The organism is Saccharothrix variisporea, assembly GCF_003634995.1.
Classification (GTDB): domain Bacteria; phylum Actinomycetota; class Actinomycetes; order Mycobacteriales; family Pseudonocardiaceae; genus Actinosynnema; species Actinosynnema variisporeum.
In genome coordinates this window covers 4,471,861-4,490,400 of sequence record NZ_RBXR01000001.1, presented here as the reverse complement: position 1 = coordinate 4,490,400, position 18,540 = coordinate 4,471,861, and the positions used below count along the sequence as shown (strand labels likewise).

Here is an 18,540-nt window from a genome sequence, read left to right as displayed (position 1 = left end):
GGGCGGGGCGGTTCCTGGCGGGCGTCCCCGCGCGGACCGGTCCGGCGGGCGGTCGGGCGGCGCGGGCGGGGCGGTTCCTGGCGGGCGTTCGGCTGGCGCGGGCGGGCGGTCGGGCGGCGCGGGCGGGCGTTCCGGCTCGGGTGTGGCGCGCTCGGGCGGCTTCGGCAGGTCCGGTGAGAGCGGGCGGCGGCCGAGCAAGGCGGCGCAGGCCCGGGCGGCGGCGCAGGCGGCTCGTGCGGCGGCTCGTGCGGCGCGGCCACAGTCCAAGGCGCGGAGCCGGGAGGGTACCGGCGGCGCGTTCGGCATGACCGGCACCCGGCGGGCGGCGCTGCTGGCGATGGTGGTGTGCGCGCTCGCCCTGAGCATCGCGGTGCCGTTGCGGACCTACCTCGCCCAGCGCGAGGAGTTGCGGGAGGTGACCGCGTCGCAGGAGACCCTGCGTGCGGAGGTCTCCCAGCTGGAGCAGCGCAAGCAGGAGCTCGCGGACCCGGCCCACCTGGAGGCCGAGGCGCGCAGGCGACTGCACTACGTCCGTCCCGGGGAGACGCCGTACGTGGTGCAGCTGCCCGGCGACGCGGAGCGAAAACTGGAAGACGAGCGGCCGGCCACGGCGCCGGCGGCGGACAAGGCCTGGTACGAGCAACTGTGGGATTCGGTGGCGGCGCGATGACGGTGAGCGACGAGGACAAGGCGATCGTCGCCGAGCAGCTGGGACGCACCCCGCGCGGCATGCGGGCCGTGGCGGCGCGGTGCCCCAGCGGGCACCCGGCGGTCGTGCAGACCAGTCCCCGCCTCCCCGACGGCACCCCGTTCCCGACCCTGTACTACCTGACCTGCCCGCGCCTGAACTCCCTCGTCAGCCGGCTGGAGAGCGCCGGCGTGATGAAGGAGATGACCGATCGGCTGGCGACGGATGAACAGTTGGCGCAGCACTACCTCCGCGCCCACGAGTCGTACTTGGCTGAGCGGGACGCGATCGAACCGCTGGGCACGACGGTCACCGCGGGCGGCATGCCGGGCCGGGTGAAGTGCCTCCACGTCCACGTGGCGCACGCGCTGGCCGCCGGTCCGGGGGTGAACCCCTTCGGCGACGAGGCCCTCGCGCTGCTCGCCGACGAGTGGCCGAGCGGGAATTGCGCGTCAAAGGTGAAAAACTGACCGTAGGGGCAGTTCTCCGGACAGAGAACGGACCCGGGACCGTGACACGGCCGTTTGGATCAGGCACGCTGGTCGTCGGGGCCGAAGCGGGAATCGCCGAGGAGTGGAGTTCGTGGCTGTGCCGAAGCGACGGGGACGCAAGCGCAAAGCACTACGTCAGGCCACGCTGACGCCCCGCCAGTGGGGCCTCGCGGCGACCGCGACGTGCGCGATGCTCGTCCCGGCCCTGCTGCACACCACGGCGGGCATCGACTGGGTCAACATCTCCGGCCGCTCGGACATCGAGGCCGTCCCGCCGGGTCCGGGTGACGTGCTGGGCAGCATGAGCGACGCGGGCGCGCTGGGCGTCAACGGCCGCCTCCCCGAGGCGGACGAGCTGAGCGCCGCGCTGCTGGCCGAGGCCGCCGACCCGTCCGAGTTCGGCGACAACCTGTCCCCGCTGGACGGCCTGGACGGCGAGACCGCGGCGGGCCAGCTCGGCATCCCGGGCGTCATGCTCGACGCGTACATGAAGGCCGCGAACCGCCTCGCCGCCACCACGCCCGGCTGCAAGCTGCACTGGTCGCTGCTGGCGGGCATCGGCCGCATCGAGTCCGGTCACGCCCGCGGCGGGCGCGTGGACGCCGCCGGCAACACCGTGCACCCGATCCTGGGCCCGGTCCTCAACGGCGGTCCGGGCATGGCGGCCATCCGCGACACCGACGGCGGCCGGTACGACGGCGACAGCACGTGGGACCGGGCCGTGGGTCCGATGCAGTTCATCCCGTCCACGTGGGCCGGGTACGCCGCGGACGGCAACGGCGACGGCGACACCAACCCGAACAACGTCTACGACGCCACCGTGGGCGCGGGCAACTACCTGTGCGCGGGCGGCGCGAACCTGGAGGACCCGCAGGGGCGGGCGCGGGCGGTGTTCCGCTACAACCACTCCGAGGAGTACGTGCGGACGGTCCTGTACTGGGCCGACGCGTACGCCCACGGCGTGACCCCGCTGCCGGGCCTGATCGGCTCGGACGACGACTTCACCCCGGTCACCAGCCCCGGCTACCCCGGCTACCCCGGTCAGCCGGGCACCCCGGGCCAGCCGGGGACGCCGGGCCAGCCGGGCAGCACGAACCCGCCGTCGTCGTCGACCTCGACCTCGCCGACCACCACGACGCCGGGCACCTCGCCGACGACGATCACCCTGGTGCCGTCGCCGTCCTGCCCGACCACGACGACGCCGACCACCACCCCGAGCACGACGCCGACCACGCCGACGAGCACCACCCCGCCGGCGCCGGGCTGCACGACGACCACGACCCCGTCGACCACCACGCCGTCCACGTCGACCAGCGAGGCCTCGACGCCGCCGGCGAGCACGTCCGAGCAGTCGACCGCGCCCCAGACCAGCGCGTCGTCCGTGGAGCAGACCAGCCCGGCCGGCACGACGGACGCGGGCACCACCACCCGCTCCGAGGACACGACGTCGTCCACGGCGGACTCGACCTCCGCGGACTCCACGTCCCCCACGACCACGTCGAGCATGAAGCCCGCGTAACTTCTCCCCCGGAAGGTTGTGCGACGGGCGGGAGGCACGGCATGGCGCGGGTGGCCGCGATCGACTGCGGGACGAACTCGATCCGCCTGCTGGTGGCGGACGTGACCGCGGCGGACGACGGGTCGCGGTGGCTGCGGGACGTGCACCGCGAGATGCGGGTGGTGCGGCTCGGCGCCGGCGTGGACGCGACCGGCGTCCTCAACGCCGAGGCCCTGGCCCGCACACGCGCGGCCCTCGCCGACTACACGGCCATCCTGCGCCGCAAGGGCACCGAACGGGTCCGCATGGTCGCCACCTCCGCGACCCGCGACGCCGCGAACCGCGACGAGTTCTTCGACATGACCCGCGAGGTCCTCGGGGTCGAGGCCGAGGTCATCACCGGCGACGAGGAGGCCCGGCTGTCGTTCACCGGCGCCGTGGCGGACCTCGACCCGGCGGACGGGCCGTTCCTGGTGGCCGACGTGGGTGGCGGCTCCACGGAGCTGGTGCTGGGCTCGTGGGACGGCGTGACCGGCGACGTCGAGGCGGCCCGCTCGGTGGACATCGGCTGCGTCCGCCTGACCGAACGCTGCCTGCCCGACGACCCGCCCACGGCCGCCCAGGTCGAGCAGGCGGTGGCGGTCGCGTCGGACGTGCTGGCGGAGGCGTTCGAGGCGGTGCCCACGGCGAAGGCGAACACGTGGATCGGCGTGGCCGGCACCGTGACGACCCTGGTGGCCCTGGCCAAGGAGCTCCCGGTCTACGACTCGGAGCAGATCCACCTGGCCCGGCTGTCGATCGACCAGGTCCGCGAGGTCACCGCCCGGCTGTTGACCATGACCCACGACGAGCGCGCGGCCCTCGGCCCGATGCACCCCGGGCGGGTGGACGTGATCAACGGCGGCGCGCTGGTCGTGCGCACGATCGCGGAGCACCTGGCGGCGCAGGGGATCACCGAGCTGGTGGCCAGCGAACACGACATCCTCGACGGCATCGCCTTCTCCCTCACCTGACCGGCGGCCCAGCCGCCCCCGCGCTGGAGATGCGGCGGTGGACCTCGCGGCGGTTGCCGACCCTGACGACGAGGATGAGCAGTTCGCCGTCCAGCACCTGGTAGGCCACGCGGTAGTTGCCGACCCGCAGGCGGTACAGGCCGGACGGGCCGCTGAGCTTCTTGACGTCGGCGTCTTCGCGGTACGGGTCGTCCCCGAGCTCGGTCAGCGCGGCGAGGATGCGCATGGCGGTCGCACGCTCGATCGAGCGGAGCTGTCGTTGTGCCGCCGAGGTGAACCGGAACGAGTACTTCACCCCGTGCCTTCGCCGCGGTCTTCGAACAGGTCGGCCAGCAGCTCGGCCATCGTCACGGTCGGGCCACCTTCGGCCAGCACTGCTTCGGCCTCCCGCGCCAGCAGTTCGTCCGCCGCCTCTTCCAGCGCGTTGAAGTCGGCGATGGGAACGAGGGCGGCGACCGGGACACCGTTGCGCGTGATCACCGTCGAGTCACCGTGTTCGGCACGGTTGATGTGATCCGCAAGGTGGGCACGAGCTTCGCGCACTGTCACGGCGTCCTCGCTCATGCCAACAGTGTACGCGTTGTTGTGTACACCTGTGGCGCCCAATCGAGCGAGGTCACGAATGGTCCAGTCCAGGTGGCGTGAGCCGCACGGGCGAATCGATCTTCGTACCCCATCGCTGCGTCAATTGGGATTGTTCGTGACGAGGTTGTGATCACGTCACCCATGTGGCCTGCAACACAAGGCTAATAGCGTCCTTCCACACGCTGTGGAAGCGGTCGACTCTGCTCGGTTACCCCCGAACAGGTGGGAGGACGCATGTCACGTGCACGTTTGGTCCTATTAGCCCTGGCGACGATCCTGGTCGCGGCGGGCTGCGGGGCCGCGCAGACCCAGACAGGCACGAACACCGACGCCGGCATCACCATCTTCAACACCGACCCCGAGAACCCGCTCGTGCCCGGCAACACGACCGAGGCGGGCGGCAGCCGGGTCATCGACGCGTTGTTCACGGGCCTGGTGGAGTACCGCGCCGAGGACGCGCAGCCGGTCAACGCGATGGCCGAGAAGATCGACACCAACGACTCGAAGCTGTTCACCGTGACCATCAAGGAGGGCTGGACGTTCCACGACGGCTCCCCGGTCACGGCCAAGAGCTTCGTGGACGCCTGGAACTGGACCGCCTACGGCCCGAACGCCACCCAGGGCGCCAGCTTCTTCTCCCAGATCGAGGGTTACGAAGCCGTCCACCCGAAGGACCCCGACGGGCCGGAGGGTCCGCAGGAAGCACCGAAACCGGCCACCGACAAGCTCTCCGGCCTCAAGGTCGTCGACGAGCACACGTTCACCATCACGCTGTCCGAAGCGTTCTCGGTGTTCCCGGTGACCATCGGCTACGAGGTCTTCGCGCCGCTGCCGGAGGCGTTCTTCAAGGACCAGAAGGCTTTCGAGGCGCACCCGATCGGCAACGGCCCGTTCAAGTTCGCCTCCCGCAACGTCGGCACGGACATCAAGCTGACCCGCTACGACGACTACAAGGGTCCGGACAAGCCGAAGTTCAAGGACCTGACGCTCAAGGTCTACCAGAGCCGCGAATCGGCCTACGCGGACCTCGTGGCGAACAACCTCGACTTCATGGAAGAGTTGCCGCCCAACGCCCTCGCGGGCCAGAAGTACGAGACGGACCTGGGTGACCGGGTGGTGCAGCGCGAGACGCTGAACATGCAGACGATCGCGTTCCCCTTCTACCTCAAGCCCTACGACAACGTGGACCTGCGCCGCGCGATCTCGATGGCGATCAACCGGGAAGAGATCACCCAGCGCATCTTCGAGGGCACGCGCAAACCCGCGGACGGCTGGGTGCACCCGCTGATGAAGGGCTACCAGAAGAACCAGTGCGGCGAGTACTGCACGTACAACCCGCAGAAGGCCAAGGAATCCTTCGCCAAGTCCGGTTACACCGGGGAGATCCTGCTGCTGTCCAACACCGACGGCGGGCACCAGGAGTGGGCCGAGGCGGTCGCCAACAGCATCAAGAACACGCTGGGCGTCGAGGCGCGGTTCGTGCCGTCGACCAGCTTCGGCGAGTTCCGGCAGAAGGTGAACGCGCACGAGATGACCGGCATGTACCGGGCGGGCTGGATCGCGGACTACCCGTCGATCGAGAACTGGCTGACCCCGTTGTACCGCACCGGTTCCTCGTCCAACGACGGCCTGTACTCCAACCCGGCGTTCGACGCGAAGCTGGCCGAGGCGGACAAGGCGCCCAGCGAGGAGCAGGCGATCAAGCTGTACCTGGAGGCCGAGAAGATGCTGGCCCCGGACATGCCGGTGATCCCGCTGTGGACGCAGAACACCATCGCGGGCAAGTCGAACCGGCTCAAGGTGGCCAACCTGCACCCGTTCCGCAAGCTCGACCTGGACAGCGTGGAAGTCGTCGGCTGACGTCTCCGTGAGCAGGGCCGGTCCGTGCCGACACGGGCCGGCCCTTCCGCCGCCTGAAAGAGGGCCGCAATGGGCCGTTATGTCTTGCGCAGGCTTCTTCAAATGATCCCGGTGTTCATCGGGACGACCTTCCTGATCTACGCGCTGGTGTGGGCCGTTCCCGGTGACCCGTTCGAGGGCAAGTGCGGTGAGCGGGACTGCCCGGAGGCCTACGTCTCCGCCATGCGCGACAAGTTCAACCTCGACGACCCGCTGGTCGTGCAGTACGGCAAGTACCTGGGCAACCTGCTCCAAGGCGACTTCGGGCTCACCTCGGCGGGCCTGAGCGTCGGGCAGCGCATCGCCGCCACCTTCCCCGTCACCCTCAAGCTCGCGCTGGTCGCGCTGCTGGTCGAGGCCGTCATCGGCATCACCGCGGGCGTGGTGAGCGGGCTGCGCAACCGGGGGTTCCTGGACAGCCTGGTCCTGGTGTCCACGCTGTTCCTGATCTCCATCCCGGTCTTCGTCACCGGCTACGTGGTGCAACTCGTGTTCGGCCTCCAGCTCGGGCTGATCTCGCCCACGGTCACCTCACCCACGTTCGGCAACCTGGTCGTGCCCGGGTTCGTCCTCGCTTCGCTGTCGATGGCGTACGTCGCCAGGCTTTCCCGCGCCGGCATCGCCGAGAACAAGCGCGCCGACTACGTGCGGACGGCGCTGGCGAAGGGGTTGCCGCAGAAGCGGGTGGTGGGCGTGCACATGCTGCGCAACTCGCTCATCCCCGTGATCACGTTCCTGGGCACCGACCTCGGCGCGTTCCTGGGTGGCGCGATCGTCACCGAGGGCATCTTCAACGTGCCCGGCGTGGGCGGGCTGGTGTTCCGCTCGATCCTGACCAAGGACGGCGCGATGGTGACCGGCGTGGTGACCGTGCTGGTCCTGGTGTACCTGCTGATGACCCTGCTGGTCGACCTCCTGTACGCGGTGCTGGACCCGAGGATCCGTTATGACTGACCAGATGGCGGTGCTCGCGGCGGACCGGCCGCGCGGGCTGTTCGGCGACGCCTGGCACGAGTTGCGGCGCAGGCCGCTGTTCTGGGTGTCGGTGTCGATGATCCTGCTGGTGGTGCTGATGGCGGCGGTGCCGTCGCTGTTCACCTCCGGCGACCCCGGGTTGGCGCAGCTCTCCCGCAGTCGGCAGCCGCCGTCCGCGGAGGCCTGGTTCGGGTACGACAACCAGGGCTACGACATCTACACGCGGGTCATCCACGGTGCCCGAGCGTCCATCGTGGTCGGTGTGCTGTCGACGATCGGGGTGGTGCTGACCGGTGCCACGATCGGCATCCTGGCCGGGTTCTACGGCGGGTGGCTGGACGCGGTGGTGTCGCGGGTCGCGGACATCTTCGTGGGCGTGCCGTTCGTGCTGGGCGCGATCGTCATCCTGACCACGTTGAACGCGAGCGGGAACGCCGGGCCGGTGCGGATCGTGGCGCAGGTGGTGCTGTCGATCACGGTGCTGTCGTGGCCGGTGTCCATGCGGATCATGCGGTCCACGGCGATCGCGGCGAAGCAGCAGGACTACGTGAAGGCGGCACGGGCGCTGGGCGCGCAGCCCGGGCGGATCATCGGCAAGCACATGCTGCCCAACTGCGTGGCGCCGGTGCTGGTCTACTCGACGATCGCGCTGGGCGCGTTCATCGGGGCCGAGGCGACGCTGTCCTACCTGGGCATCGGGCTGCGGCAGCCGGTCGTGTCGTGGGGCGTGATGATCAACAGCGCCAAGGACTACCTGCGGGTCGCGCCGCACGCCCTGCTGTTCCCGGCCGGGTTCCTGACCGCGACCGTGCTCGCGTTCGTGATGCTGGGCGACGCCGTGCGCGAAGCCCTCGACCCGAAGCTGCGCTAGGAGGCGGTGTCGTGACGGCTTTGCTGGAGGTCGAGGACCTGCACGTCGAGTTCTGCACGCGGGACGGCGTGGCGCGGGTCCTCAACGGCGTCGGCTACCACGTGGACGCCGGGGAAACCCTCGCGGTGCTGGGGGAGTCGGGGTCGGGCAAGTCCGTGACCGCGCAGGCGGTGATGGGCATCCTCGACACGCCACCGGCCTTCGTGACGCGGGGCGCGGTCCGGTTCCACGGCGAAGACCTGCTCGCCGCCACGGACGAGCGGCGGCGGGAGGTGCGGGCCGAGGGCATCGCGATGATCTTCCAGGACGCCCTGTCCGCGCTGAACCCGGTGTTCACGGTCGGTTTCCAGATCGAGGAGCAACTGCGGCTGCGGCGGGGCATGAGCCGCGCCGACGCCCGTGCGCGGGCCATCGAGCTGCTGGACCTGGTGCGGATTCCCCATGCGCGGCAACGCGTCCGGGAGTACCCGCACCAGTTCTCCGGCGGCATGCGGCAGCGCGCGATGATCGCCATGTCGCTGGCCCTGGACCCGGAGGTCCTGATCGCGGACGAACCCACGACCGCGCTGGACGTCACCGTGCAGGCCCAGATCATGGACCTGCTGGCGGAGATCCAGCGCGAGCGGCACATGGCGTTGATCCTGATCACGCACGACCTGGGCGTGGTCGCGGAGGTCGCGGACCGGATCGTCGTCATGTACGCGGGTCGGATCGTGGAGCAGGCCGACGCGCTGTCGCTGTTCCGCAACCCGGGGCACCCGTACACGGCCGCGCTCATGCGGTCGCTGCCCAGGATCGACGCGAAGGGCACGGCGTTGGAGACCATCAAGGGCCTGCCGCCGAGCCTGCTGCGCATCCCGCCGGGCTGCCCGTTCCACCCGCGCTGCCCGCGCGCGGAGGACGTGTGCAAGGCGGAAGTGCCCGGTCAGGCGCGGCTGGGGTTGGGGCGGACCAGTGCGTGCCACTTCGCGGAGGAGGTCGTCCGTGGCTGACCTGCTGGAGGTCCGGGACCTGGTCAAGCACTTCCCGGTGAAGCGCGGTGTGCTGTTCAAGCAGACCATCGGTCACGTGCGCGCGGTGGACGGCGTGTCGTTCACGCTGGGCGAGGGCGAGACGCTGGGGGTGGTCGGCGAGTCCGGGTGCGGCAAGTCGACCTTGGCGCAGGTGCTGATGCTGCTGGAGCCGCCGACGTCGGGGGAGGCGTTATTCGAAGGGCGGCCGATGTTCTCGTTGCGGGGCAACGAGTTGAAGCGGCTGCGGCGGGACATGCAGATCGTCCTGCAGGACCCGTACACGTCGTTGAACCCGCGCATGACCGTCGGGGACATCGTCGGGGAGCCGTTCGAGATCCACCCGGAGGCCGCGCCGAAGGGGTCGTGGGCGGGGCGGGTGCGGGAGCTGTTGGACGTCGTGGGCCTGAACCCCGAGCACATCAACCGGTACCCGCACCAGTTCTCCGGCGGTCAGCGGCAGCGCATCGGGATCGCGCGGGCGTTGGCGTTGCGGCCCCGCGTGATCGTGTGCGACGAGCCGGTGTCCGCTTTGGACGTGTCGATCCAGGCGCAGGTGATGAACCTGTTGGCCGAGCTGCAATCCGAGTTCGGCCTGGCGTACGTGTTCATCGCCCACGACCTGTCGGTGGTGCGGCACCTGTCGGACCGGGTGGCGGTGATGTACCTGGGGAAGATCGTGGAGATCGGGACCGAGGACGAGATCTACAACCACCCCACTCACCCGTACACGCAGGCGTTGCTGTCGGCGGTGCCGGTGGCGGACCCGGCGTTGCGGGGCCGGAGGGACGTCATCCGGTTGACCGGGGACGTGCCCTCGCCGATCGACCCGCCTTCGGGGTGCCGGTTCCGGACGCGGTGCTGGAAGGCGCAGGACGTGTGCGCGGCCGAGGAGCCGGCGTTGATCGACCGCGGTGGGCACCCGAGCGCGTGCCACTTCGCGGAGGAACGCTCGGTGGTGCCGTAGAACGCGGCAGGCCCCCGGCGATTGCTCACCGGGGGCCTGCCCCATATTTGCCCCACGCCGTCAGCGGTTGGAAGCGCTCTGCACGAACTTGGCCAGGTCTTTCGACTGCTGCACGCGGCTGGGCTCGTGGACGTACATCATGTGGCCCGCCGGGTAGTAGGCGTGCTCGATGTTGTCCAAGAGCTCCTTCGGCACCTTCAGGTGCGCCACGACGTGTTCGGCGGCGTAGTAGGGCGTTGCGCCGTCGTAGTGGCCGTAGGCGATGTGCACCTTCAGGTCCGGGTTGGCGCGCATGGCCGACGCGAGCTTGTCCGCCACCGTCACGTGCCGGGCCTCGAACTCCTTGAACGACCACGGGTGCACGGTCCGCGAGATGATCTCGTACGGCAGGTCGTTCTCGTAGTTCAGCTCGGCGCGCAGGTAGTGGTTCAGGGCGGCCGTGTACGGGCCGAGGATCGCCGAGTAGGACGGGTCCTCGCTGAACAGCTCGCGGCCGTAGTCCGCGTCGGGCCCGGAGAAGCGGGAGTCGAGGCGGCCGACGACCCGGCGCTGGGAGCGCAGCAGCTCGGTGAAGAACCGGACGTGCTCCAGACGCAGGTCCACCCGGTCCACGTAGTCCTCGGACAGGCCGGTCAGCGCGGCCAGCTTGGCGACCGCGGCGGCGCGCTCGTCGTCGGTGAGGCGGTGGCCGCGGGCCAGGGCCCACGGGTAGTCGCGCGAGGCGAACTCCTCCGCCTCCGCCAGGACGTCCTCGAGCGGGCGGTCGCCGTGCAGGCCGTGGTAGTGGGCGATGGCCGCGTAGGTCGGCAGGAACAGCGTGTGGGGCAGGTCGTTGCCCTCGCTGAAGTCCAGGGTGGCGAAGTCCAGCACGGACGAGATGAGCACCAGGCCGTTGAGGAACATGCCGTAGCGGGTCTGGAGGTGCTCGGCCAGCGCCGCCGCGCGGGTGGTGCCGTAGGACTCGCCGGCCAGGAACTTCGGGGACAGCCAGCGGCCGTGGCGGGAGGTCCACAGGCGGATCACCTCGCCGACCGACTCGACGTCGCCCTGGAACCCGTGGAACTCGCCCGGCTTCTCGCCCTTGACCGCGCGGGAGTAGCCCGTGGACACCGGGTCGATGAACACCAGGTCGCTGTGCGCGAGCAGGGTCTCCGGGTTGTCGACCAGGTCGTAGGGCGGGGGCACCAGCTCGCCCACGTCACCGGACACCACCCGGCGCGGGCCGAGCAGGCCCAGGTGCAGCCACACGCTGGACGAGCCGGGGCCGCCGTTGAACGCGAACGTCACCGGGCGCTTGGCCGGGTCGGCGCCGTCGAGCGTGTAGGCGGTGAGGAACACCTCGGCCTTGGCGACGTGACCGTCGAACTTGCCGTCGGTGTGCACTTCCTGGCGCAGCACCACCCGACCGGTGGTCGCGGTGTAGTTCAGCTTGCGCCGCTTGACGGTGGTGCTGTGCTGGGTGGTGACGAGGTCGTCGACCGGGGTGTCCTTCCCCGCGTCGCCGTTCCCCGTCACCGGGGGCTTGCCGTCCTCGGTGTCCTTGTCGGTCATGGTCGAACTCTACGGTTGGGGCACGGGTCGATGCGCAGCCTTTCCGAGCTGGACCGCCAGGTGGTCACGTGCCGCGCGTGCCCGCGGCTGGTGGCGTGGCGCGAGGAGGTGGCGCGGGTCAAGCGGGCCGCGTTCGCCGACGAGGAGTACTGGGCGCGCCCGGTGCCCGGCTTCGGCCCTCCGGACGCCCGCCTGGCCCTGGTGGGCCTGGCCCCGGCCGCGCACGGCGGCAACCGGACCGGCCGCATGTTCACCGGCGACCCGTCCGGCGACTTCCTGTACGCGGCCCTGCACGCGGTGGGGTTGGCGTCCCAGCCGACGTCCGTGCGGCGGGGTGACGGCCTGGAGCTGTACGGCACGCGGATCACGGCCCCGGTGAAGTGCGCACCCCCGGAGAACAAGCCGACCGCCGAGGAGCGCGACAACTGTCGGCCGTGGCTGATCTCGGAACTGGAACTGCTGCGCCCGACCCTGCGCGCGGTGGTGGTGCTGGGCGGTTTCGGCTGGCAGGCCCTGCTGCCGGTGCTGGCGTCGTGCTGGCAGGTCCCCCGCCCCCGCCCGACCTTCGGCCACGGCACCACGTACACCCTGCCCGCGCAGGACGACGGTCCCCCGTTGCACCTGTTCGGCAGCTACCACGTGAGCCCGCACAACACCTTCACCGGCCGCCTGACCCCGGCGATGCTTCAGGACGTGCTCCACCGTGCGGCCCAAGCGGCGGGGATCATCACCTGATCGTGTCATTTGCGCAGCTAGACATACGGGTGTTCCGCAAAACATACTGTTCCGCGTGGCCCGGAACAGTGCGAATCGTGGAACGACCGAGGCGGAGTTGATCGCATCGGCTGTCGAGGCCCTGCGGTCGATCCTGCCGCAGGCTTGGCAGCTCACGGTCCACTACGCCCCGGTGCGGGAGGTCGAGGGGCGACTCCTCCGGCCGGATGCCGAGATCACGATCGAGGATCCGAACGGAACCGTCGCGAACTTGGTGGTCGAATCCAAGGCCTTCACGGCCCCCAGGGATGTAGCCCGCGCCGCGGCGTTTGTGGCGAGGGTCCAGGGCGGTCAGGCCAAGAACGCCATGCTGGTGACGTCGTTCGTCTCGCCGGCTACCCGCGCCGAGTTGGCACGGCACGGGATGGGGTGGTTCGACCCGACCGGCAACCTGCGGCTGGCGCTGGAACGACCCGCGGTCTTCATCGACCGGACCGGTGCCGACCGGAGCGAAGTCCGCGATCCCGAGGATCGCACTCTCAAGTCGCTCCGAGGCCATGCCGCGGCTCGGATCGTCCTGGCGTTGTGCGAGACCGGCACACCGGTGGGGGTTCGCGAAGCCGCCGCCCGAGCGGGCGTCAGCGTGGCAAGCGGATCGAGGGTCCTGGACCTGCTCGACCGGGAGGCCGTGATCCGGCGGCGCAGCGACGGAACGGTCATCGCGGTGCGCAGACGAGCCCTGGTGACGCGCTGGACAGCCGACTACCAGGTCATGAAGGCCAATGAAGTCATAACCTCGGTCGACCCCCGCGGGATCGAGCACGCGTTGAAGGCCCTTCCGGCGGTCGAGCCGGACGCGGTGCTCACGGGTTCGGCCGCTGCCCGGGCCTACCTGCCGGCCGACGTCACGCCGGTGTCGCCGTTGGTGTCGCTGAGCCTCTACACGGCCGACCCGATCGGTCTGATGGATCGGCTGCGGCTCAAGAGGGTGGAGCGCGGGTCCAACGTCCTGGTCATGCGCCCCTACGACGATGTGGTCCGCGAGCGCGCCAGAACGGTCGGTGGTCTGCGGTGCGCCCCACCCGCGCAGGTGGTGGCCGACCTCCTGACCGGGCCGGGGCGTTCGACAGAGGAAGCAGAGCAACTGATGGAGGTTTTCGCGACTGTGGAGGAGGGCTGGGCGTCATGACGCCGCCTGAGTACGTGAAGGCGCGAGCGGTGTTGCTGGACGCGTTGGACGCGCTCGGGCCGCACCGGGAGGTCGTCGTGCTGGTGGGTGCGCAGGCCGTCTACCTCCACAGCGGAAGCGCGGACCTCGCCACCGCGCCGACCACCACGGACGCCGACCTGCTGCTGACCCCTGGTCTACTGGCCCACGAGCCGCTGATCGAGTCCGCCATGACCGGTGCCGGGTTCGTGCGGGGTGAGCAGCCGGGGACCTGGCTGGGGCGTGGACGGGTCGCGGTCGACCTGATGGTGCCCGAGGCGCTCAGCTCCGGCCGAGGCCGGCGATCGGCCGAAGTTCCGGTGCACGGCAACTTCTTCCGCCGGACCGAAGGTCTGGAAGCGGCGATCGTGGACAACGACCTCCGGCACATCGGCGCGCTGGACGATCGAGATCCGCGAGTGTTCCCGGTGCGCGTGGCGGGACCGGCGGCGCTGCTCGTCTCGAAGGTGGTGAAGATCAGCGAGCGCGCACAGAACCCGAAGCGGTTGAAGCCCAAGGACGGTCTCGACGTCCTCCGGCTGTTGCGGGCGGTCGAGCCGGGTGATCTGGCGGCCACCCTGGGCCGGCTGTTGGCGAACGAACTGGCCGCAGGGGTGACGCGGAAGGCCGTGGACGCCTTGCGTGAACTCGGCACGGACCCGGATCGACTCGTGCCCTCCCTGGCCGCCCAAGCCGAAGCCGGCTTCGAGGACCCCGAGGTCATCAAGGCGTCTGTCGTGGCGCTGGTGGAGGAGGTGCTGGACAGCCTGGAGCCCGATGGGCTCGCGGACGGCCAGGTCATCGGACTGTTGCGCTGAAAGCCGGGCGTTCGCGCAGTTCGGCAGGCATCCTCTTGCCATGAGGCCACGGCTTGTTCTCGCGCTCCTGGTGGGACTGGCGCTGGTCGTCGTCGCCCTGGCCGCGCGCGGGGCTTCGCCGGTGCCGTATGACGCGATCGGGTCGGTGCCGGACACCGCGCCTGTTTTCACCAAGACCCCTGCCGATGTCGCTGAGGACGCCGAGAACGGCTCGGTGGTCGGCGGGTCGCTGGTGGTCGTGGCCGTCGTCCTGGTCGCCATGGTGGTGATCGCGCTTGCCGGGCTGGTGCTCTCGCTGGGGTTGCCGCGGTGGCGGCGTCGGCGGGAGGCGGCGGTGGGGGTGGTTGCCGACGCGGTGGACGGGGCGGACGGGCGGGCGCCGGAGTTGTTGGTGCAGGGAGCCCGGGAGGCGTTGGAAGGGCTGAGCGAGCGGGTCGGAGGGCCGCCGCGGGACGCCGTGGTGGGGGCCTGGCTGCGGTTGGAGGAGGCGGCAGCGGGCAGTGGGGCGGCTCGGTTGCCGCACCAGACGCCCACCGAGTTCACGGGTGCGCTGCTCGCCCGGTACCGGGTGGACGAACAAGCCACCGGTGCGCTGCGGAAGGTCTACCAGCGGGCGCGGTTCGGGACGGCCGACGTGACCGAGGACGACGCCCGCACCGCCCGTGAGGCCCTGGAGCACATCGTGCGCGACCTGGACGGGAGCCGGGCATGACCGAGCCGATGAAACCGATCCTGGGCATGGGCGCGGCGGTGGCGATCGGGGGCGTGGCGGGAGTCGCGACGGCGTTCACGCTCACCCGCGTCGGTGCGCCGCTGCACTGGGCCGTCATCGTCGCCGTCCCGGTCCTCGCGCTGGGCGTCCTGGCCGCCCGCCTGCCCCGGGCCACGGACGTCGTGTGGGCGCCGCCGCCCGCCGCCCCGTCCACGGCGACCACCTCGCACGCCAGCACCCTCGCCAGTCGCCTCGCCGAAGCCGCCGTCGACCACGACCGGTTCGCCGTGCGCGTCCAGCCCCGCCTGCGCCGCCTGGTCGAGGCCCGGCTGCGGCAGCGGCACGACGTCCCCGACCTCGCCGACCCGCGCGCCGCCGCGGTCCTCGGCCCCGAGTTGCACCGCCTGGTCACCGACCCGGCGGCGACCCTCCCCGAGCCCACCAGGCTCGCCGAGCTGTTGGAGCGCCTGTGACCCCTGCGCCCGTCACCCCCGCATCGGTGACCCCTGCGCCGGTGACCCGTATCGGCATCGAGGCCAAGGCGGTCCTCGACGCCGTCGGCACCGTCGTCGTCGGCAGGCAGCGGTCGCTGCGGCTGGCGTTGGCGGCGATCCTGGCCGGCGGCCACGTGCTGCTGGAGGACGTGCCCGGCTTGGGCAAGACCCTGATGGCCCGGTCGCTCGCGCAAGCGCTGCGGCTGGACTTCAAGCGCCTCCAGTGCACGCCCGACCTGCTGCCCGCCGACGTCACCGGCTCCTTCCTCTACGACCCGGGCGAGCGGGACTTCCACTTCCGCGCCGGCCCGGTGTTCACCGGCCTGCTGCTGGCCGACGAGATCAACCGCACCCCGCCCAAGACCCAGTCCGCGCTGCTGGAGGCCATGCAGGAGCGCCAGGTCACGGTCGAGGGCCGCACCTTCCCGCTGCCGCGCCCCTTCCACGTGCTGGCCACCGCCAACCCGGTCGAGTACGAGGGCACCTACCCGCTGCCCGAAGCGCAGCTGGACCGGTTCCTGCTCCGCCTGGACATCGGCTACCCGCCGCCGGAGGAGGAGGTCGAGGTGCTGCGCCGCCGCCTGGCCCGGCAGCGCGAGGAGACCGAGGTCGAACCCGTCCTGGACACCGACCGGCTGCTCCAGCTCCAGCAGGGCGTCGAGCAGGTCGCCGTGGACGAGGACGTGCTGCGCTACTGCGTGGACCTCGCCGCCGCCACCCGCGCGCACCCCGCCGTCGAGGTCGGGGCGTCGCCGCGCGGCGCGCAGGCCCTGGTGCTGGTCGGGCGGGCGCTGGCGGTGCTGGACGGGCGGGACTTCGTGCTGCCCGAGGACGTCAAGGAGTGCGCGGTCCCGGCGCTGGCGCACCGGCTCACCCTGCGGCCGGAGACGTGGACGTCCGGGGTGACCGGCGTGGACGTCGTCACCGAGCTGCTCGGCCGCGTCCCCGGGCCGGTCAGCAGCCGGTCATGACCCGCGGCGAGCGCATCAAGGACGCCCTGACCGGCGGGCGCGGCTCGCACTGGCACCCCACGGACGCGCTCGTGCGCGGCGCGGCCCTCGGCGTCGGGCTGGTCGTGGTCGGTGGTCTGCTGCACCGGGTCGAGCTGGTGCTGTTCGGCGCGCCGCTGCTGATCTCGACGCTGGTCGCGCTGGTCGCGAAGGTCGGCGGGAAACCGGTCGTCAACGTCCGCGGGCTGCCGCGCACCGGTGAGGTCGGCGCGGCGAAGTCCGTGGTCGAGGTCGACGCGTGCGGCGGGGCCGAGGTGGTGGCGATCCGGCTGCCGGTGGACCGTCCCGGCCTCGGCCCGGTGCACCTGCTGCCCGCGTCGACGCGCGCGGTGGAGGTGGTGCTGCGCCGCGACGCCTGGGGCGAGGGCGTGGACCTGCGGCCCGACCACCTGGTGGCGGGCCCGGACGGGCTGCTGGTGTTCGGGCCGGTGACCGGCGCCGAGCGCGGGCGGGTGATCCTGCCGCCGGTGCACCAACTGCCGGCCGGGCTGCTGCCCGCGCGGGCGCGTGGCCTGGTGGGTGCGCACCGGGCGCGGCGGCCGGGCGATTCGGTGGAGCTGCGCGACATCCGGGCGTTCCAGCCGGGCGACCGGCTGCGCCGCGTGGACTGGCGGGTGTCGCTGCGCGCGGGCACCTTGCACGTCCGAGAGCACCACGCCGAGGCGGACGCGGACGTCGTGCTCGCCCTGGACACCCGGTTCGACGTGGACCGGGACGTCGGCTCGTGGTCGGTGGCGTCCCCGGAGGGAGCCGGCGGGGACGGCGCGGAACGCCGGAAGGGCCGCCACGCGCGCCGGCACGCAGGCGGTGACCTGGGCGGGGCGGGGCGCGTCACCCGACCCGGCGGGAGCCTGGACCTGGCGGTGCGGGCGGCGGCGTCGCTGGCGGCCGGGTACCTGCGGCAGGGGGACCGGGTCGGCCTGGTGGACTTGGGCCGGCCGCAGCTGTCCGTCCGGCCGGGCGCGGGACGCCGGCAGCTGCTGCGGCTGCGCAACCAGCTCGTGGTGTGCGCGCGGTCGGCGGGGTGGGCGCAGAAGCCCGTGCTGCGGCGGGAGCAGTTGCCGCACGGGGCGCTGGTCGTCGTCCTGTCGCCGTTCCTCGACGCCGACGCGGTGGAGCTGTCCGTGCACGCGGCACGCCGAGGACATGTGGTGCTCGCGGTGGACGTGCTCCCGAAGGACCTCCTGCCGGACCGGGACACGCCGTGGGGCGCCGCCGCGCTGCACGTGCTGCGGCTGGAGCACGAGGTGCGTTTGGAGGCCATGCGCCGGCATGGCGTGGCCGTGGTGACGTGGGACGCGCGGGCGGCGGCGATCTCGGCGGTTCTCCGTGAAGCCGCCCGACCGGGAGTGCGCAGATGACGACGGTCGAATTGCGTCGCGGGTGGCCCGGATGGGTGTTCCGCGCGGCCATCGGGGTGGTCGGCTTGGTGACCGCCGGCGTTCTTTACGCCGAAGGAGTGATGGTTACTCCATTGGTGTTGTACGTCGGTCTGACGGCCGTGGCCGCCGCCATTCCCGCTTCGGCCGCCGCCGCGCTCCTCGTCGCCTATCCACCGGTCGCGTTGGTGGTGCTCGGGGGCGAGCCGGTGCGGCCGGCGGTGCTCGTGCTGGTGGCGTTGGTGCATTTGCTGCACCTGCTCTGCGCTTACGCAGCGCTTGTGCCGACCCGGAGCCGCATTCACCCGTCTGCCCTGCGTGGCGCCGCCGTGAGGTACGTCCTGGTGCAGGCCGGTGTACTCGTTTTGGCGGGTCTCGTGCTCCTGTTGCCGGGCGGCCGGACGGACGCCGCCGTTGAGGTGTTCGGACTGGCGTGCGCGGCCGGACTGGTGGTCGGCGCGGTCGTCCTGCTGCGCCGGCGGAGCTGAGAGAAGCGTCTCGAACACTCAGCCGAACCTGAGCTTCTGGATCGTTCCTCTCAGCACGTTCACCCCGAGGAGCGACACCGTCGCAGGTCAGCGCTGTGCGTGGTGCTCATCACCCGGCGACCGTGGTCACAACGGGGCCTGACGAGCCGTCGGAAACGACCCTCCGGTGC

The 18,540-nt window shown here is 71.4% G+C and carries 20 protein-coding genes; 17 read left to right on the top strand and 3 right to left on the bottom strand.

The features are described 5' to 3' along the window. Positions 1–142 precede the first annotated feature (142 nt). The 4 genes from DFJ66_RS42185 to DFJ66_RS19925 all read left to right on the top strand — a co-directional run bounded on the left by DFJ66_RS42185 (position 143) and on the right by DFJ66_RS19925 (position 3,690). On the top strand, positions 143–670 hold the full coding sequence (locus tag DFJ66_RS42185; RefSeq protein ID WP_170199550.1) for an FtsB family cell division protein: 528 nt from the start codon (positions 143–145) through the stop codon (positions 668–670). Next, on the top strand, positions 667–1,158 hold the full coding sequence (locus DFJ66_RS19935; RefSeq protein ID WP_121231442.1) for a DUF501 domain-containing protein: 492 nt from the start codon (positions 667–669) through the stop codon (positions 1,156–1,158). The genes DFJ66_RS42185 and DFJ66_RS19935 overlap by 4 nt, the downstream gene beginning before the upstream one ends. Positions 1,159–1,270: 112 nt before the next feature. Continuing rightward, the gene (locus DFJ66_RS19930; RefSeq protein ID WP_246029830.1) at positions 1,271–2,698 is read left to right on the top strand and encodes a lytic transglycosylase domain-containing protein; all 1,428 of its coding nucleotides are present in this window, start codon (positions 1,271–1,273) and stop codon (positions 2,696–2,698) included. A 41-nt stretch (positions 2,699–2,739) separates the two neighbouring features. Continuing rightward, on the top strand, positions 2,740–3,690 hold the full coding sequence (locus tag DFJ66_RS19925; protein WP_121223202.1) for a Ppx/GppA phosphatase family protein: 951 nt from the start codon (positions 2,740–2,742) through the stop codon (positions 3,688–3,690). On the opposite strand, the gene DFJ66_RS19920 is transcribed toward DFJ66_RS19925, so the two are convergent. Together DFJ66_RS19920 and DFJ66_RS19915 are read right to left on the bottom strand one after the other, a co-directional pair. Then, entirely contained in the window at positions 3,683–3,985 is a 303-nt protein-coding gene (locus tag DFJ66_RS19920; protein WP_121223199.1) for a type II toxin-antitoxin system RelE family toxin, read from the bottom strand. The genes DFJ66_RS19925 and DFJ66_RS19920 overlap by 8 nt on opposite strands. Next, positions 3,982–4,254, bottom strand: coding sequence for a type II toxin-antitoxin system Phd/YefM family antitoxin (locus DFJ66_RS19915; protein WP_121223197.1), 273 nt, complete (start codon positions 4,252–4,254; stop codon positions 3,982–3,984). The genes DFJ66_RS19920 and DFJ66_RS19915 overlap by 4 nt, the downstream gene beginning before the upstream one ends. 255 nt (positions 4,255–4,509) lie before the next feature. Between DFJ66_RS19915 and DFJ66_RS19910 the strand changes: the two genes are divergently transcribed. The 5 genes from DFJ66_RS19910 (at position 4,510) to DFJ66_RS19890 (ending at position 9,997) form a co-directional block, all read left to right on the top strand. Further along, entirely contained in the window at positions 4,510–6,135 is a 1,626-nt protein-coding gene (locus DFJ66_RS19910) for a peptide ABC transporter substrate-binding protein (protein WP_121223195.1), read from the top strand. Between the two features lie 69 nt (positions 6,136–6,204). Then, on the top strand, positions 6,205–7,128 hold the full coding sequence (locus DFJ66_RS19905; protein ID WP_121223193.1) for an ABC transporter permease: 924 nt from the start codon (positions 6,205–6,207) through the stop codon (positions 7,126–7,128). Continuing rightward, entirely contained in the window at positions 7,121–8,020 is a 900-nt protein-coding gene (locus tag DFJ66_RS19900) for an ABC transporter permease (protein WP_121223191.1), read from the top strand. Before DFJ66_RS19905 ends, DFJ66_RS19900 begins: the two co-directional genes overlap by 8 nt. A gap of 11 nt (positions 8,021–8,031) precedes the next feature. Further along, the gene (locus DFJ66_RS19895) at positions 8,032–9,012 is read left to right on the top strand and encodes an ABC transporter ATP-binding protein (protein ID WP_121223189.1); all 981 of its coding nucleotides are present in this window, start codon (positions 8,032–8,034) and stop codon (positions 9,010–9,012) included. After that, positions 9,005–9,997, top strand: a complete 993-nt coding sequence (locus tag DFJ66_RS19890) for an ABC transporter ATP-binding protein (RefSeq protein ID WP_121223187.1) — start codon at positions 9,005–9,007, stop codon at positions 9,995–9,997. The genes DFJ66_RS19895 and DFJ66_RS19890 overlap by 8 nt, the downstream gene beginning before the upstream one ends. Before the next feature lie 60 nt (positions 9,998–10,057). Here DFJ66_RS19890 and DFJ66_RS19885 read toward each other — a convergent pair whose 3' ends face one another. Continuing rightward, the gene (locus DFJ66_RS19885; protein WP_121223185.1) at positions 10,058–11,548 is read right to left on the bottom strand and encodes a S10 family peptidase; all 1,491 of its coding nucleotides are present in this window, start codon (positions 11,546–11,548) and stop codon (positions 10,058–10,060) included. Between the two features lie 30 nt (positions 11,549–11,578). Here DFJ66_RS19885 and DFJ66_RS19880 point away from each other — a divergent pair, with 30 nt between their 5' ends. From DFJ66_RS19880 to DFJ66_RS19845, 8 genes are read left to right on the top strand one after another with little or no spacing between them, the layout of a single operon-like run. After that, the gene (locus DFJ66_RS19880) at positions 11,579–12,283 is read left to right on the top strand and encodes a uracil-DNA glycosylase (RefSeq protein WP_121223184.1); all 705 of its coding nucleotides are present in this window, start codon (positions 11,579–11,581) and stop codon (positions 12,281–12,283) included. Between the two features lie 55 nt (positions 12,284–12,338). Beyond that, complete coding sequence (locus DFJ66_RS19875) at positions 12,339–13,451, top strand: type IV toxin-antitoxin system AbiEi family antitoxin (RefSeq protein ID WP_147459311.1); 1,113 nt, start codon at positions 12,339–12,341, stop codon at positions 13,449–13,451. Further along, positions 13,448–14,287, top strand: a complete 840-nt coding sequence (locus DFJ66_RS19870; protein WP_121223180.1) for a hypothetical protein — start codon at positions 13,448–13,450, stop codon at positions 14,285–14,287. The genes DFJ66_RS19875 and DFJ66_RS19870 overlap by 4 nt, the downstream gene beginning before the upstream one ends. A gap of 40 nt (positions 14,288–14,327) precedes the next feature. Next, positions 14,328–14,999: a DUF4129 domain-containing protein gene (locus DFJ66_RS19865; protein ID WP_147459310.1), complete on the top strand. Its 672-nt coding sequence runs from the start codon at positions 14,328–14,330 to the stop codon at positions 14,997–14,999. Beyond that, positions 14,996–15,472, top strand: a complete 477-nt coding sequence (locus tag DFJ66_RS19860) for a hypothetical protein (RefSeq protein ID WP_121223176.1) — start codon at positions 14,996–14,998, stop codon at positions 15,470–15,472. Before DFJ66_RS19865 ends, DFJ66_RS19860 begins: the two co-directional genes overlap by 4 nt. Before the next feature lie 41 nt (positions 15,473–15,513). Further along, positions 15,514–16,464, top strand: coding sequence for an AAA family ATPase (locus tag DFJ66_RS19855; protein WP_121223174.1), 951 nt, complete (start codon positions 15,514–15,516; stop codon positions 16,462–16,464). Then, complete coding sequence (locus tag DFJ66_RS19850; RefSeq protein WP_121223172.1) at positions 16,461–17,864, top strand: DUF58 domain-containing protein; 1,404 nt, start codon at positions 16,461–16,463, stop codon at positions 17,862–17,864. The genes DFJ66_RS19855 and DFJ66_RS19850 overlap by 4 nt, the downstream gene beginning before the upstream one ends. Next, positions 17,861–18,370, top strand: a complete 510-nt coding sequence (locus DFJ66_RS19845) for a hypothetical protein (RefSeq protein WP_147459309.1) — start codon at positions 17,861–17,863, stop codon at positions 18,368–18,370. The genes DFJ66_RS19850 and DFJ66_RS19845 overlap by 4 nt, the downstream gene beginning before the upstream one ends. Positions 18,371–18,540 lie beyond the last annotated feature (170 nt).

Excerpts from the sequence above, each read along its gene's own strand:
- DFJ66_RS19935 (WP_121231442.1), top strand. The coding sequence starts at position 667 with ATGACGGTGAGCGACGAGGACAAGGCGATCGTCGCCGAGCAGCTGGGA.
- DFJ66_RS19925 (WP_121223202.1), top strand. The coding sequence starts at position 2,740 with ATGGCGCGGGTGGCCGCGATCGACTGCGGGACGAACTCGATCCGCCTG.
- DFJ66_RS19915 (WP_121223197.1), bottom strand. The coding sequence starts at position 4,254 with ATGAGCGAGGACGCCGTGACAGTGCGCGAAGCTCGTGCCCACCTTGCG.
- DFJ66_RS19910 (WP_121223195.1), top strand. The coding sequence starts at position 4,510 with ATGTCACGTGCACGTTTGGTCCTATTAGCCCTGGCGACGATCCTGGTC.
- DFJ66_RS19905 (WP_121223193.1), top strand. The coding sequence starts at position 6,205 with ATGGGCCGTTATGTCTTGCGCAGGCTTCTTCAAATGATCCCGGTGTTC.
- DFJ66_RS19900 (WP_121223191.1), top strand. The coding sequence starts at position 7,121 with ATGACTGACCAGATGGCGGTGCTCGCGGCGGACCGGCCGCGCGGGCTG.
- DFJ66_RS19885 (WP_121223185.1), bottom strand. The coding sequence starts at position 11,548 with ATGACCGACAAGGACACCGAGGACGGCAAGCCCCCGGTGACGGGGAAC.
- DFJ66_RS19880 (WP_121223184.1), top strand. The coding sequence starts at position 11,579 with ATGCGCAGCCTTTCCGAGCTGGACCGCCAGGTGGTCACGTGCCGCGCG.
- DFJ66_RS19870 (WP_121223180.1), top strand. The coding sequence starts at position 13,448 with ATGACGCCGCCTGAGTACGTGAAGGCGCGAGCGGTGTTGCTGGACGCG.
- DFJ66_RS19865 (WP_147459310.1), top strand. The coding sequence starts at position 14,328 with ATGAGGCCACGGCTTGTTCTCGCGCTCCTGGTGGGACTGGCGCTGGTC.
- DFJ66_RS19860 (WP_121223176.1), top strand. The coding sequence starts at position 14,996 with ATGACCGAGCCGATGAAACCGATCCTGGGCATGGGCGCGGCGGTGGCG.
- DFJ66_RS19850 (WP_121223172.1), top strand. The coding sequence starts at position 16,461 with ATGACCCGCGGCGAGCGCATCAAGGACGCCCTGACCGGCGGGCGCGGC.
- DFJ66_RS19845 (WP_147459309.1), top strand. The coding sequence starts at position 17,861 with ATGACGACGGTCGAATTGCGTCGCGGGTGGCCCGGATGGGTGTTCCGC.